This window comes from Caballeronia sp. KNU42 (assembly GCF_053760385.1).
On the sequence record NZ_CM132388.1, the window covers coordinates 2576668 to 2591443 of the forward strand.

Annotated in this window: 14 protein-coding genes; 11 read left to right on the forward strand and 3 right to left on the reverse strand. The window is 60.7% G+C overall.

Annotated features, from left to right (window positions below; translation table 11 throughout):
* Positions 1-276 precede the first annotated feature (276 nt).
* Positions 277-1554 carry an SGNH/GDSL hydrolase family protein gene (locus ACSOSP_RS11610; RefSeq protein WP_455306725.1) on the reverse strand — a complete coding sequence of 426 codons (1278 nt, stop codon included), beginning with the start codon at positions 1552-1554 and terminating at the stop codon, positions 277-279.
* A 564-nt stretch (positions 1555-2118) separates the two neighbouring features.
* Between ACSOSP_RS11610 and ACSOSP_RS11615 the strand changes: the two genes are divergently transcribed.
* The gene (locus ACSOSP_RS11615) at positions 2119-3312 is read left to right on the forward strand and encodes a methyltransferase (protein ID WP_455306727.1); all 1194 of its coding nucleotides are present in this window, start codon (positions 2119-2121) and stop codon (positions 3310-3312) included.
* A 36-nt stretch (positions 3313-3348) separates the two neighbouring features.
* Here the strand turns inward: ACSOSP_RS11615 and ACSOSP_RS11620 are convergent, their stop codons facing one another.
* Positions 3349-4620, reverse strand: coding sequence for a TIGR03862 family flavoprotein (locus ACSOSP_RS11620; protein WP_455306729.1), 1272 nt, complete (start codon positions 4618-4620; stop codon positions 3349-3351).
* A 148-nt stretch (positions 4621-4768) separates the two neighbouring features.
* Here ACSOSP_RS11620 and ACSOSP_RS11625 point away from each other — a divergent pair, with 148 nt between their 5' ends.
* From ACSOSP_RS11625 to ACSOSP_RS11665, 9 genes are all read left to right on the forward strand, one after another.
* A complete protein-coding gene (locus ACSOSP_RS11625) occupies positions 4769-6178 on the forward strand; it encodes a dipeptidase (RefSeq protein WP_455306731.1) in 1410 nt (469 codons plus the stop codon).
* 118 nt (positions 6179-6296) lie between these two features.
* Positions 6297-7295 carry a 1,2-phenylacetyl-CoA epoxidase subunit PaaA gene (paaA, locus tag ACSOSP_RS11630; protein WP_455306733.1) on the forward strand — a complete coding sequence of 333 codons (999 nt, stop codon included), beginning with the start codon at positions 6297-6299 and terminating at the stop codon, positions 7293-7295.
* Positions 7296-7305: 10 nt separating this feature from the next.
* On the forward strand, positions 7306-7590 hold the full coding sequence (paaB, locus tag ACSOSP_RS11635) for a 1,2-phenylacetyl-CoA epoxidase subunit PaaB (protein WP_455306735.1): 285 nt from the start codon (positions 7306-7308) through the stop codon (positions 7588-7590).
* A gap of 16 nt (positions 7591-7606) precedes the next feature.
* The gene (paaC, locus tag ACSOSP_RS11640) at positions 7607-8407 is read left to right on the forward strand and encodes a 1,2-phenylacetyl-CoA epoxidase subunit PaaC (protein ID WP_455306737.1); all 801 of its coding nucleotides are present in this window, start codon (positions 7607-7609) and stop codon (positions 8405-8407) included.
* 5 nt (positions 8408-8412) lie between these two features.
* A complete protein-coding gene (gene paaD / locus ACSOSP_RS11645; RefSeq protein WP_455306739.1) occupies positions 8413-8943 on the forward strand; it encodes a 1,2-phenylacetyl-CoA epoxidase subunit PaaD in 531 nt (176 codons plus the stop codon).
* An 8-nt stretch (positions 8944-8951) separates the two neighbouring features.
* Complete coding sequence (paaE, locus tag ACSOSP_RS11650) at positions 8952-10040, forward strand: 1,2-phenylacetyl-CoA epoxidase subunit PaaE (RefSeq protein ID WP_455306741.1); 1089 nt, start codon at positions 8952-8954, stop codon at positions 10038-10040.
* Between the two features lie 136 nt (positions 10041-10176).
* On the forward strand, positions 10177-10992 hold the full coding sequence (locus tag ACSOSP_RS11655; RefSeq protein ID WP_455306743.1) for a DUF1835 domain-containing protein: 816 nt from the start codon (positions 10177-10179) through the stop codon (positions 10990-10992).
* 73 nt (positions 10993-11065) lie between these two features.
* Positions 11066-11671: a TetR/AcrR family transcriptional regulator gene (locus ACSOSP_RS11660; RefSeq protein WP_299714269.1), complete on the forward strand. Its 606-nt coding sequence runs from the start codon at positions 11066-11068 to the stop codon at positions 11669-11671.
* 222 nt (positions 11672-11893) lie between these two features.
* Entirely contained in the window at positions 11894-12559 is a 666-nt protein-coding gene (locus ACSOSP_RS11665) for a GNAT family N-acetyltransferase (protein WP_455310933.1), read from the forward strand.
* 135 nt (positions 12560-12694) lie between these two features.
* On the opposite strand, the gene ACSOSP_RS11670 is transcribed toward ACSOSP_RS11665, so the two are convergent.
* Positions 12695-13198: an Lrp/AsnC family transcriptional regulator gene (locus ACSOSP_RS11670; protein ID WP_455306746.1), complete on the reverse strand. Its 504-nt coding sequence runs from the start codon at positions 13196-13198 to the stop codon at positions 12695-12697.
* A 157-nt stretch (positions 13199-13355) separates the two neighbouring features.
* On the opposite strand from ACSOSP_RS11670, the gene hppD reads away from it, so the two are divergent.
* On the forward strand, positions 13356-14459 hold the full coding sequence (gene hppD, locus ACSOSP_RS11675) for a 4-hydroxyphenylpyruvate dioxygenase (protein ID WP_455306748.1): 1104 nt from the start codon (positions 13356-13358) through the stop codon (positions 14457-14459).
* Positions 14460-14776 lie beyond the last annotated feature (317 nt).

Below are 14776 nucleotides of genomic sequence, written 5' to 3' on the forward strand. Positions count from 1 at the left end.
TCGGCTGTTAGTTTTTAAAGAACATTCGCTACCCACCGCACGATCCCTACCCTCAGAACCCTACCGCTTTCGCGTCGCTGCATCTGCAGCACAGAAACGAAATTATGAAGAATCTTTTTCTCCTTGTCAACAAGTTTGTGAGCGTTTGCTTTCAAACTTACCGACTTTGGAGGCCGCTTGTTTCTTTAGCGGCCCTCGTTGCGAAACGAGGAGACGAATAATAGGCGATGGAACGAACTAAGGCAAGGACATCCGCAAACTATTTTCGGGAATACCCTACCGCCCCTTCCCCAGCCCCATTTCGTCGATGGGAACCGCGTCGGACATGGCCGCATAACCCGCGTCGCTGGGATGGATATGGTCGCCACTGTCGTAACGCCGCTGGAGACGGTCGGGATGGGCCGGATCCCGGAGCGCCTGGTCGAAGTCGATCACACCATCGAATGCACGACTTGAACGGATCGAGTCATTTACCGCCGTCCTGATTGCTTCACGTTCCGGCGGCAGCGACGCCGGCGTCAAGGTCGCGCCGTAGATGCGGACGCCGCGCTGGTGGGCCTGCGCAATCAGCCGCTGATAGCCGCGCAACAGCGAATCCGCGGTGACCGGCGTATGGGGATCGTCGCAATCGAGGCCGGCGTGCGGGGGCATCGCGGGGAAATTGATGTCGTTGATGCCGATCATCAGGATCACAGCGCGCACGCCGGGTTGGCGTAATGCGTCGCGGTCGAATCGGGTCAAAAGCGCCTCGCCGTAGCACGGCGACCCGCTCAGCAAGCGATTGCCGCTGATTCCCGCGTTCACGACGGCTGTCCCGTCGATGCCCTTTTGCGTCAGCCGGCGCGACAAAGCATCAGGCCAGCGCCGGTTCGCATTCGGCGTGGAGCGCATGCCATCGGTGATCGAGTCCCCGATGGCGACCAGCGCGCGCGCCGGCGTGGTATCGACGGAAACGCTCGTCAGCCATACGAATTGCGTAAAGCGGGTGCGAAACGCAGCGGCGTCGATATCCGAAGAATGGTTGCCTGGCGTCGATACGTAGTTCGTCTGATTCGCCACCCTATGCCACGCGGCCATTTTTTGGCCCGCAGCCATATAGGTGCTGACGGCGAGGGGCTGGTGCGCGGCGACGTCAAAGGCAATCGGGTCACTATCCAACTGGCCGCCCGGCGCGATGGTCACACCCGGCTTGCCGCCAAACGTCACGGCGCGGCTCGTTCCAGCGCGGATCGCCGCCGCGTTGCCCGATGCAGCGCGCGCCACTTGTGCGCCCTCGATCACCAGCGGCGCAGCGCCGTACACATTGCTGAAGCGCAACCGTACATGCCGGCCGTCGATGGCTGGATACACGATCTGCCGCACCGTCCGGTCGCCAATCTCAGGGGCGCGATACAGCGCCGGCAAATCCGCACGCTGCGGGATTGCCTGTAACGCCGTGCCCCAGGCGCTGACCCAGCGTTCGGCCGGCGCGTCGTCGGCGAGAGCGTTCACGGATGAAAGCAGGGAAGCAAGCAGCGTCGCGGCGGCAACGGCGGAAAGGACGCGAAGGTTCATCGGAGGACGGGGGGTCTTGAGAAAAAGCGATTGTGCCTGAACAGGCAAACCAGGCGCTTACAGTCCGGCGGATGGTTCGCGGCAACTTGTGGGCCACTCGACCTGAACTCGTTGCATGGCTGCCGGGCGCGGCGCCAAGACCTTGTCCGTGGACACGGAGACGAGCGATCAACCGTAATGCCACCAACCATGCCCATGTTCACACGCAACTGGCTGGATTTTCGGCACGACATAGAGCGTTGTCAGCCCACCGGCAGCCGCCGTGCGATGCAGCGAGATGTCTCAAATAGCGCCTGCGTCCGCGCAGAGACTGGCCGGCTTTCGGGCACGGCGTAGAGCGGGGCCGCCAACCGGCACATGTGCGATGCACCGTGACGCTACCGAACACGCCCGCGTTGAGCAGCCGACTGGCCTGCCTTTGAACCAATCGATATTCCCCCGCCCGACGCTGAAGCGCACTCACCGCACGCCTTTTGTCGTCGAAAATCGGACCATTTTGTGAAAAGCCCTCAGAATGTCGGCATTCCGCCTCGCGGTTCTCACTTTGTCCGGTACTTATTCAGCATGCATTCCAAAACTTCTCCCAGCACCAGCGCCGCACCTTCCCACATCGAATGGGAGGAAAAAGGCGAGAGTCATTCGGCGCTCTGGCACTCGGAAAGCGGAATCGCGCCGCCCAAGCGCGTGGTGATCGGCGATGACCAGATGACCGCCGACTCCGCCTATCGGCTGGCTTGCGAGGGCACGGCAATTCTCTGGCGCGGCGATTTCCAGAACGCTCGCCAGTTGCTGCAGGCGGTAGCACGACGCATCGAAACGCGGCCGAAAAAGTCCGCCAAAGCCAAAGCGAAGGAACGCAGCGCCGCCCCCGATGCACCGCCGGCCGCTCCGGCCGAGGCGTTCAATCTGCATCGGCTCGCCCAGTCGCAGCGGGCGCGCACGCTCGGCATGCTGCTCTTGCCGCTGGACGCCGAATACGCCATTCCACTGCGTCGGGCGCCGGTCGTGAAGGAGGCATGTGAGGAGGCTTATGGCGCGGCGGCCGGAGAGTCGGTCGTGTCGCTGCGTGAGGTGCTCGGGCTCGTCGGCGCGCACGAGTGGCGCAAAAAGGGTGTGGATGTGGAGGCGCTCGGCGCTCGGATTCATCCCTACTACGGCGTGTTTTCGCCCGTGCGCGGCGAGTACATCAAGCTGGTGGCGGATCAGCCGTTGCCATCGAGGGAACTGGCTTTCGATATTGGCACCGGAACGGGCGTGCTTGCCGCCTTGCTGGCCCAGCGCGGCGTGAAGCGCGTGATCGCGACGGAAATCGATGCCCGGGCATTGGCCTGCGCGCGTGAAAACATCGAATTGCTGGGGTATGACCAGCAAGTGAAGGTGCTCGAGGCAGATTTGTTCCCGGAAGGCCGGGCTCCGTTGATCGTCTGCAATCCGCCGTGGCTGCCGGCTCGGCCGAGTTCGGCTATTGAACACGCTATCTATGATCCGGAAAGCCGCATGCTGCGCGGATTTCTCGATGGCCTCGCCGCGCATCTGACACCGGGCGGCGAAGGCTGGCTGATTCTTTCCGATATAGCGGAACATCTCGGCCTGCGAACGCGAGCGCAATTCCAGGAGTGGGTCGACCGCGCCGGGTTGAAGACGGACGGCCGGATGGACATTCGCCCGCACCACCCCCGTGCCGCCGATAAAACCGATCCGCTGTATCACGCGCGTTCGGCTGAAACCACCTCGTTGTGGCGTCTTGTGCCGGCTTGAGTTTCGTTTCGGCGTTGGCGGGCGTCCGGGCGGGCTCTATTCCCGCTGTAGATAAGCCAGCGCCGCCTCACCCGCGACCAAACCGCTCGCGAAACATGCCGTGAGCAGATAACCGCCCGTCGGCGCTTCCCAATCCAGCATTTCTCCTGCGCAGAAAACGCCGGGCAGCGCGTCGAGCATCAAGTGCGAATCGAGCGATTCGAACGTCACGCCGCCCGCACTGCTGATTGCTTCGGCAATCGGCCTCGAGCGCGACACTGTCAGCGGCAATGCCTTGATACGTTGAGCGAGGCGCGTGGTATCGGTGAAATCTTCGCGGCTCGATAACTCTCGCAACAGGCCCGCCTTCGCGCCCGTCAGATGCAGACGACTCTGCAAATGGCTCGACATGGAACGGGCGCCGCGTGGATGCGTCACTTCGTCATGAACACGCTGCGGCGTCAATGCCGGCAAGAGATCGAGGAAAAACGTACCGTCACCAGCGGCTAGCCGATCGCGGATGCGCGCCGACATCGCGTAGATCAGACTGCCTTCAATACCCGTTGACGTCAGCAGACATTCACCCGTGCGCCAATCGATGTCACCATCCTCCCGCGGCAAACCGATCGCGACCGCTTTCAGCGGCTCGCCCGCGAAACGGCGGCTGAAATGCTCGCTCCAGTTGATATCGAAGCCACAATTGGACGGCTTGAACGGCGACACGCCCACATTGCGTGCTTCCAGATGAGGAATCCACGCGGCGTCCGAGCCGAGTCGAGGCCAGCTCGCGCCGCCCAGCGCGAGGACAACTGCGCCGGCTTCGACCGAACGCTCGCCTTCCGGCGTGGCGAACCGCAAAACCTGCAGAACCTGCTGAACACCTTCGCCCCAGCCAATCCATTTGTGCCGCATATGGAACCGCACACCCGATCCGCGTAGCTGATGTAACCAGGCACGCAGCATCGGTGCAGCTTTCATGTCGGTAGGAAACACGCGGCCCGAGCTGCCGACAAAGGTTTCGACGCCCAATCCGTGAACCCATGCGCGTAACGCGGCGGCATCGAAACGGCGCAGCAGCGGTTCGATCAGCGGCCGGCGCTCCGCGTAACGCGAGAGGAATAGTTCAGTGGGTTCGGAGTGCGTGAGATTCATCCCGCCCTTGCCGGCCATCAGGAACTTGCGTCCGACCGAGGGCATGGCGTCATAAAGATCCACTTCGACGCCGCCCGCCGCCAGCGCTTGAGCTGCCATCAAGCCTGCAGGGCCGCCGCCGATAACGGCAACGCGCGTGCAGCGAGGTTCGGAAGAGGACGGCGGAGGTGACGGCATGCGGAAGACGCGGTTGGAAGCGAAGCCGCATTGTCGCATTCGGCATCGGGGAACCGTGAACGGCCCCAGGGTCGCACCGAGACACAAACTGAGTCCGCTCCGCCTCCCGCTGCATAATCCGGCGACAAAGTTCGAAAAGGAGATGTCGATGCAAATCGATTGGTCGAGCATCCGTTCCGGTCAGGCCGATGCGCTGCACGACGTAGTGGTCGAGCTGTCCGGCTGGATGATTCCGCTCGAATTGGAATCTTGCGTCGATTATTTTCTGCTGGCTGCCGACGCACCGTGTTGTTCCGGTTGCGTGCCGACGGATCCGCGGTCGAGCATCGAAGTCATGGGAGCGTCGTTGATTCAGGTGCAGAACGGCCCGGTGACGATTCGCGGACGACTGCGGCGACTGGTCAATGATCCGGCGGGTTGGCGGTATCAACTTGTCGATGCCTGCGTGACGAGCCAGGACAGAGCATTCAGTCGGCGAGCGTTCCTGGCATCGACGGCTGCGTTGGGTTTGGCCGCCTGCGCCCGGGGCCGCTTCGCGGGCTATACCGATAATCAGGACGCTCAGGCTACCGTTCAAAGCTGGCGCTCGAGCGACACGCTGACGATGGACATGCACAGCCACGCCGGCCGGGTGACCATTTCCCGCGACCCCGCGATTGGCGCCAACCGCCCTTTCACCGCGCTTGCCGCGCCCATGCGGAGCGGCGGGATGAACGTGGTTACGCTGGCGATCGTCACCGATACCGTGGTCACACAGGTGTCCGCAGATCGAAAGCGTTTCGAGGCGTACCGGGCGCCCGCGCCCGGCGAGCTGTACGCGCTTGGGCAATCCGAATTCGCGCGCGTGCACGCATTGATCGAGCGCGAACAGTTGAATGTCATCACCAGCGGCGCGTCGCTGAAAGCGAACGCCGGGCCGAGCGCGATCATTGCGTCGGAAGGCGGCGACTTTCTGGAGGGGCAATTGGATCGCGTGGATGAGGCGTACACGCAGCATCAGTTGCGGCACCTGCAATTGGTGCACTACCGCGTAAACGAACTCGGCGATATCCAGACCGAGCCATCCCAAAATGGGGGTTTGACTGATTTCGGCGCGCAGGTGGTCCGGCGATGCAACGATCTCGGGATCGTTGTCGACGTCGCGCATGGCACGTTCGATCTGGTTAAACGGGCGGCGTCGGTGTCGTCGAAACCGTTGGTTTTGTCTCATACGGCGCTGTCTGCCCATCCCCGCGACCGAAGCCGGCTGATCAGCCCGGATCACGCTCGCGCCGTCACCGATACGGGCGGCGTAATCGGCGTCTGGCCAAGTTCCGGGTCTTTCCGGGATTTGGAGGGGATGGCCGAAGGCGTCAAGCGCATGGCCGATCTGGTCGGCGTCGACCATGTCGGCATGGGCACGGACATGCTGGGCTTTATTTCTCCGCCGGTTTTCACCCACTACGGTCAGTTGCCCGACTTCGCGAACCAGCTCCTCGCCTCAGGATTCTCGAACGAAGAGACCCGAAAAATTCTCGGGGAGAATTACCGGCGAGTGTTTGAGGCGAGCGTGGGGTAGACGGTAGAGAGATGGACGGGGGAAGGAAATTTCACCCATCTCAAAAAAATAGCTATTAACCGACCGGACGGTCGGCTTATAATTGCGCCACAGTGACTTCCTAGAGCGAGCGATCGTCATGTATACGCAATCCCTCGATATCCCCGGCAACGTGCAGTCCATCGATCCGGCGTCCACATCGCCGGAACTCAGCCGTTTTGACGCCGTGATGGCCGCCGACGGCAAGATCGAACCCCAGGACTGGATGCCCGAGGCGTATCGCAAGACACTGGTCCGCCAGATCTCGCAGCATGCGCATTCGGAAATTGTCGGCATGTTGCCCGAGGGCAACTGGATTTCACGCGCGCCGAGCCTGAAACGCAAGGCAATCCTGCTCGCGAAGGTGCAGGACGAAGGCGGCCACGGTCTCTATTTATATAGCGCGGCGGAAACCATGGGCGTGTCGCGAGATCAGCTCGTCGATGCCCTGCACGCCGGCAAAGCCAAATATTCGAGCATTTTCAATTACCCGACGCCCACCTGGGCGGACGTCGGCGTGATCGGCTGGCTGGTGGACGGTGCGGCGATCATGAACCAGATTCCGCTCTGCCGCTGCACCTATGGCCCTTATGCACGCGCCATGATCCGCATCTGCAAGGAAGAGTCATTCCATCAGCGGCAAGGTTTCGACGCGTTGCTCTCCATGATGAAAGGCACCGACGCCCAAAAAGAAATGGTCCAGCAGGCAGTGGACCGCTGGTGGTGGCCGGTGCTGATGATGTTCGGCCCGAGCGACAAGGATTCCATCCATAGCGGCCAGTCGTTCAAATGGGGCATCAAGCGGATATCGAATGACGATCTGCGGCAGAAATTCGTCGATGCCACCGTCGAGCAGGCCAAGATTCTCGGCGTCACACTGCCCGATCCCGATCTGAAATGGAACGAAGAACGGCAGGCGCACGACTACGGCGAGATCGACTGGGAAGAATTCTGGCGCGTGGTGAACGGCGACGGTCCGTGCAACAAGGAACGCCTCGCCACGCGAGTCAAGGCACACGACGACGGCCTCTGGGTTCGCGAAGCCGCCCTCGCCTACGCCGCCAAACAAGCCGCGCGCGCGCAAAAGCAAGCTGCATAAGGAGAGTGAAATGAATAACGAATGGCCGATCTGGGAAGTGTTCGTGCGCAGCAAGCAGGGCCTTGACCACAAGCATTGCGGCAGCCTGCACGCACCGGACGCACCTGGCGCGCTGCGCATGGCGCGCGACGTCTACACGCGCCGCCAGGAAGGCGTCAGCATTTGGGTTGTGCCGTCGTCGGCAATCACGGCCTCCGATCCCGCCGATAAAGCCGAGTTCTTCGACCCGGCCGGCGACAAGATTTATCGTCACCCGACGTTCTTCGTGCTGCCCGACGAAATCAACCACATGTGATGGAAGGGTCCAGCCCATGACGACGCCCCAACATCTGTCCTACGTATTGCGCCTCGCCGATAACGCCCTGATCCTCGGTCAGCGCAACGGCGAATGGTGCGGACACGGCCCGGTGCTCGAGGAAGATATCGCGCTGGCCAATATCAGCCTCGACCTGATCGGCCAGGCGCGATTGCTTTACTCGCACGCGGCCACGCTCGATGCCGAGCTTTTCGGCACGAAGAAAACCGAAGATGACTACGCGTATTTCCGCAACGAACGCGATTTCCGCAATTACACGCTGACGGAGCTGCCGCATGCGGGTCCGCTGTCGGGCACGGCGCGTTCGGATCGCGACTACGCGGTGACGGTCGTGCGCAACTTCCTTTACTCGACGCTGATGGCGCATCTCTGGACCGCGCTCACGCAATCGACCGACGCGCAACTTGCGGCTATCGCGTCGAAGTCGATCAAGGAAACCCGTTATCACCTGAATCACGCGAGCGACTGGCTGCTGCGTTTCGGCGATGGCACCGAGGAATCGCATCGTCGTGCGCAAGCGGCGGTGGATTACCTGATGCCGTACACGCGCGAGTTTTTCAGCATCGACGACGTGGAAACGAGCATCGCCGATGCGGGTATCGGTCCGCTGACCGCCGATCTGGAAACCGCGTGGCGTGAAGACGTGGACGCAACGCTTGCACAAGCCACGCTGCAAAAACCCGCCGATGCCAAACACGTGACCACCGGCAAGTTGGGCGAGCATTCCGAGCACATGGGCTTCCTGCTCGCGGAGTTGCAAAGCCTCGCGCGGCAGCATCCTGGTGCGAGCTGGTGAACTCGATGACGACCGCCTCCGAAGCTTCGCTCGATCGCGTATGGGAAGTGCTGGACGCCGTGCCCGATCCGGAAATTCCGGTGGTATCCATACGCGAATTGGGCATTCTCCGCGATGTCCGCCGCGCCGCCGACGACGCATTGGAAATCGTCATCACGCCCACGTATTCGGGCTGCCCGGCGATGTATCAGATTGCGGAAGACATTGGCACGGCATTGAACGAAGCCGGTTTTACCAAGCATCGTATTGAGACCGTGTTGGCGCCAGCATGGACCACCGACTGGATGACCGACGCCGCCCGCGACAAGCTCAGGCAATACGGCATCGCCCCGCCCATGGGCAATTGCGGTTCAAACGAACACGCGCCGCAGGAGCGGCCGATTCGCTTCGTGCCGCGTGTCGTCGATAAACCCGCCTGCCCGCGCTGCGGATCATCCCATACCGAGCGCCTCGCTCAATTCGGCTCGACCGCGTGCAAGGCGCTGTATCGCTGCATGGATTGCCGCGAGCCGTTCGACTACTTCAAACCGTACTGAAAACGACCATGGCGACTCCGCAATTCCACTCGCTGCGCATCCGCGACGTCCGTCCCGAAACCGCCGACGCCGTGACGGTGTCCTTCGATGTCCCCGAAACCCTGCGCGATGCTTTCCGCTTCACGCAAGGTCAGTTCGTCACGTTGAAGACGCATATCGACGGTGAGGAAACGCGGCGCTCGTATTCCATTTGCGTTGGTGTCGCCGATTACGACCGCGACGGCGAATTGCGTCTCGGCATCAAGCGCGTGCGAGGCGGCCGCTTCTCGAACTTCGCGTTCGATACGCTGAAACCCGGCCACGAAATTGAAGTGATGACGCCCGATGGCCGCTTTTTCACGCACCTGAACGCCGATCACGTGAAGCACTACGTGGCGTTCTCGGGCGGCTCGGGCATCACGCCGGTGCTCGCGATCATCAAGACGACGCTGGAAACGGAGCCGACCAGCCGCTTCACGCTGATCTACGGCAATCGCAGCGTGGACGCGATCATGTTCGCCGAAGAACTGGAAGACCTGAAGAATCGATTCATGAGCCGATTCTCGCTGTATCACGTGTTATCGGACGATTTGCAGGACGTCGAGTTGTTCAACGGTGTGCTGAACCAGGAGAAATGCGCGGCATTCCTGGAAGCGCTCGTGCCCGCCGATGCTATCGACGAAGCCTTCATCTGCGGCCCCGGCCCGATGATGGACGCCGCCGAAGCCGCGCTGAAAAGCGCAGGCGTGCCACCTAAACAAGTCCACGTCGAGCGGTTCGGCACGCCCTTGCCGCAAGCGGGCGTGCCGGCAATCGAGATCACCGACGACACCCCCGCCGCCGATCTGGAACTTGTCATCGATGGAAAAAAGCGCAAGCTGCGCCTGCCGTATCAGGGCGTGAGCGTGCTCGACGTCGGGTTGAAAGCCGGACTCGCGCTGCCCTATGCGTGTAAAGGCGGCGTGTGCTGCACGTGCCGTGCGAAGGTGCTGGAAGGTGAAGTACGCATGGAAAAGAACTACACGCTCGAGCAGCATGAAATTGACGCGGGTTTCGTGCTGACCTGCCAATGCCATCCGATTTCTGATCGCGTGGTTGTGAGCTATGACGAACGTTGAGCGCGGGGTTGGCGGATTGCGCTGATTCGATTCGCTTACACTAGGGGCCGCCCGTTGCAAATGCGGTGTGCAGCGCCTCGTCGCCGCACTCGCCGCGCACAGGGCAGCCTACTTACGTTTGCGGTCACCGTCACTGATGAGCATCATCCACGTTACCAACGGCGACCACGCCGCCGAGATTCTGCGCGAAGCCTTGCAAACAGCGGCCCGCGAGGAACGCGTCATCCCGCTGAAGGACGACCTTGCGGTCGGCCAGTTGCGAGGCATCGACGACAATCCGGAAACCCGGGCGTTGTTCTGGCAACAGGTGCTCAACGAACAAAAGTTCGACTTCATATCGAAGCTCAAGGAACAGGACGCGCTCCTGCGCGAACTCGCGCAAGGCAGCGGACAGGTCGTGATCTGGCACGGTCAGAGCGCCAGTGACCAACTCACGCTGCGACGAGTGGCCTACACGTTGCGCAACACGCCGCAGCGCCTGAACGAAGCCAAGCTCACCCATGAAGACCTGCCCTTCGTCACCGCCAGCGACGGGACGCAGCAGCGCCGCGGCCGTGAAGACGGCGTGACGGCGGTCGGCATGTTCACGGCGGCTGAATTGGGCGACAAGCTGCCAACGGCCGCGCCCATTTCGGTGTTGCGCATCAGCCGTCTTGCGCTGGAATGGCAGGAAGTGAAGCAGATCAATAGCGAGACCCGCCGATGGCGTGACAACACATTCACTGCCGGCACCTATTCCGATGTCGATGAAACCATCCTCCAGATAGCCAGCGATGGCTGGCAGGAAGCGCGCAAGCTTGCCGGCCAGGTGATGGGCTCGAGCTTCGGTTTCCTGGTCAGCGATTCGATTGCTTTCTGGCGTTGCCGCGAACTCGTGGCGGCGGGAAAACTGCAGATTCGCGGCGATCTCGGCAAGATAGCCGACGCCCAGCTGCGCCGCGCCGTGCGGTAGTCGCCTGTGCGTCTATTCGTCCCGCATTCGTCAGACTAGAATCCCCGATCGACCCGCACTTCTTCGAGACTCAATGGCCCGTACCAGAGCGCCTGACCACGACACCCAACGCGAGCAGATCCTCGAACTCGCTGCCGCGAAATTCGCGCAGACCAGCTACCCGAGTACATCGATGGCCGATCTGGCTGCGGCCAGCGGCACCTCCAAAGCGCGGCTTTACCACTACTACGCGAGCAAGGAAGCGATTCTCTTCGACCTGCTCGATCGCTACACGAAGCGGCTGATGCTGATCATCGCGGAAGTGGAAGGAGCGAGCCAGCGGCGTGGGTTGACGGAGCGCGAGGCGTTCGCCGAGCTGATTCGCGCGTTCCTGACCGAATATGAAACGTCGCATAGCCGGCACGTTGCATTGCTGAACGACGTCAAATACCTTGAGGACACGCAGCGTGAAATCGTGCTCGAACGCCAGCGCGGCATTGTCGCGGCGTTCGCCCGGCAACTCGCACGCGCTTACCCGAAGCGGGCGACGAAGGAAAACCAGACCGCGCTCACGATGATGGTGTTCGGCATGATCAACTGGACGTTCACGTGGCTCAAGCCGGATGGGAAGCTGGGCTATCGCGAATTCGCGGAGCAGGTTGTGGGCGTGATCGAGCACGGAATGAACGGCGACAATTGAAATGCTGCGTTGCGACATTTTGTTACCGCACGACTGTACGCTTCACGCAACATGGCATAAGTGTTTGTTTAATATAAATTTTTATTCGTAATACTTGAGCGTTAGACGTACTCCTCCATAGTAAATTACGGGTTTTCCCTAGTGCTCAAACGGTGGTTCGGTTAAAATTCGTTTTGCGACGCACCATGTCGCACGACGAATCAAGGAGCCACTATCGTGAACATGCCTTTAAACCACCGCACTGCATCGATCTTCGCAGCTGCCGATCGTTTTCAAACGGTTGCCGGTCGTCCGCCCGTTCTCGTCCGTGAATTGTCCTCGACCGATCGCGAACGCTTGCTCACCCACTTCCTCGCCCTCGATGAAGACGACCGCCTCCTGCGCTTCGGCCAGATCGTGCCGGATCGTGTGATCGAGAATTACGTCGCGAACATCGATTTTTCGCGCGATACCGTTTTTGGCGTCTTCGACGAGCAATTGAACCTCGTGGGCGTCGGCCATCTGGCCTATCTGCCGGCCGAAGGCGACAAGCGCACGGCGGAGTTCGGCGTCTCAGTGCTGGAAAGCGCACGTGGCGAAGGCGTGGGTAGCCGCTTGTTCGAGCGCGCCGCCATCCGCAGCCGCAACACGCACGTTTCAATGCTCTACATGCATTGTTTGTCACGAAACAAGACCATGATGCACATCGCGAAGAAGTCGGGAATGAAGATCGAGTATGCGTATGGCGAAGCCGACGCTTATTTGTCGCTCACACCCGCCGACCAAGGCAGCATCCTGTCGGAAATGTTGCAGGAGCAGGCGGCGGTCTTCGATTACGCGGTCAAGCGCCAAGCGCGCCGGACATCGCAAATGTTTCAGGCGTTCATGCCTACCGCGGACGCGGCCTGAAGTAAGGACCTGCAGTAGCAGGGTCCCAGGCACACATCAGCAAGCATGCGCAAAAGCACGAAAGGCGGCGAAAGCCGCCTTTTTTGCGTCTAGCGCTTTTGGAGTGAGTGTTCGCGCACCAATTTATGAACCGGTTTAACGAATGGGCAGTGCCGTCGTATCCTTGAAGCGCTCCAGCGAGAAGCTGCTCTTCACGTCGATCACCGACGGATGGTGCAGCAACTGCTCCTGCACGAAGCGTGAAAAGTGCTCCATGTCTTCCACCTGGACGCGCAGCAGATAGTCCGTGTCACCGGTCATGGCGTCGCACGCCACCACTTCCGGCCAGGCGCCGACGGCTTCGCGAAACCGGTCCGCATGCGTTGGTGGATTTTTCATTCCCGCCGATACCGGCGTCCCGCCGCGTTTTTCCAGCCGCACATTGACGTAAGCGAGCAGCCCGAGTCCGAGGAGGCGCGGTTCCAGCAGCGCGACGTAACCGCGGATCACGCCCTCTTCCTCCAGCCGCCGGATTCGCCGCAAGCATGGACTTGGTGAGAGGTTCACCTGATCAGCGATGTCCTGGTTCGACAGCCGCCCGTTCACCTGAAGAATCGCGAGGATTTTCCGATCGATCGCATCGAGTTCGATTCGAGCCATTTTCTGTCTCCTTCGCTCATTATGCCGCTATGAACGTGCGCCATCGTAGACATGGACGATTTACTTCGCAACTATCTGCCTCCCTTCCATCGATAAACTTTGTCCCAATAACCATCGACTAATCAGCGATCTATTCTCACGGTTCAGGAGACAAAGCATGCAGGCAACGACTTGGGACAACCCGGTTGGCACGGATGGTTTTGAATTCATCGAATACACGGCGCCCGATCCCGTGGCGCTCGGGCAATTGTTCGAACAAATGGGGTTCACCGCGATTGCGCGTCATCGTCACAAGAAGGTGACGCTGTACAGGCAGGGCGAGATCAACTTTCTGGTCAACGCCGAGCCTGATTCCTTCGCGCAGCGGTTTGCGCGTTTGCATGGCCCGTCGATTTGCGCGATCGCCTTCCGTGTCGCCGATGCAGGCAAAGCCTACAAACGCGCGCTCGATCTCGGCGCGTGGGGCTTCGACAATAAAACCGGCCCGATGGAGTTGAATATCCCCGCGATCAAGGGAATCGGCGATTCGCTGATTTACTTCGTAGACCGCTGGCGCGGCAAGAATGGCGCGGAGCCGGGCAGCATCGGCGATATCAGCATCTATGACGTCGATTTCGAACCCATTCCAGGCGCGGAGCAAAACCCGGTCGGGCACGGCCTGACGTACATCGACCATTTGACGCATAACGTTCATCGCGGACGGATGATCGAATGGGCCGAGTTCTACGAACGCTTGTTCAATTTCCGCGAGGCGCGTTACTTCGATATTGAAGGCAAGGTGACCGCGGTCAAGTCGAAAGCGATGAGCTCGCCGTGCGGGAAAATCCGCATCCCGATCAACGAAGAAGGCTCGGATACGTCGGGCCAGATCCAGGAATATCTCGACGCATATCACGGCGAAGGCATCCAGCACATTGCGCTCGGCAGCGACGATATCTACAGCACCGTCGACAATTTGCGCGTCGCCAAAATCGCGCTGCTGGACACCATCGACACGTATTACGAACTCGTTGACCGACGCGTGCCGAATCATGGCGAATCGGTGGCGGAACTGCGCAAGCGCAAGATCCTGATCGATGGCGTGCGCGACGAAATCCTGCTGCAGATCTTTACGGAAAACCAGATTGGCCCGATCTTCTTCGAGATCATTCAACGCAAGGGCAATCAGGGTTTCGGCGAAGGCAACTTCAAGGCGCTGTTCGAATCGATTGAACTCGATCAGATACGGCGTGGCGTGGTGAAGGACACAAGCGCCAGCTAAAACGTGCGGTCTAAATAGAAATGCCGGAGATCCAAAGATCCCCGGCATTTTTTTGTTCATGCGCGATTAGCGCGTAACGAGTTTGCGCATTCGCTCGCAGCCACGACGCCGCGCGGCCTGAACCAACTACAACCCTTCAAGCGTCAGCGTCGTCCTTGTTTTCCGCCGTCTGCTTACTGGAAACCTGTTCGACCCGAACCTGCGAAATTCGCGGTATGCGCGAGATCGTTGCCTCCGATCCAGCCGGTCCGCCAACGCGAACTGGCGCGTTCATCGCAAAAAATGCTGCGGAAACCATCAAAAAGCTTTGGATGTAT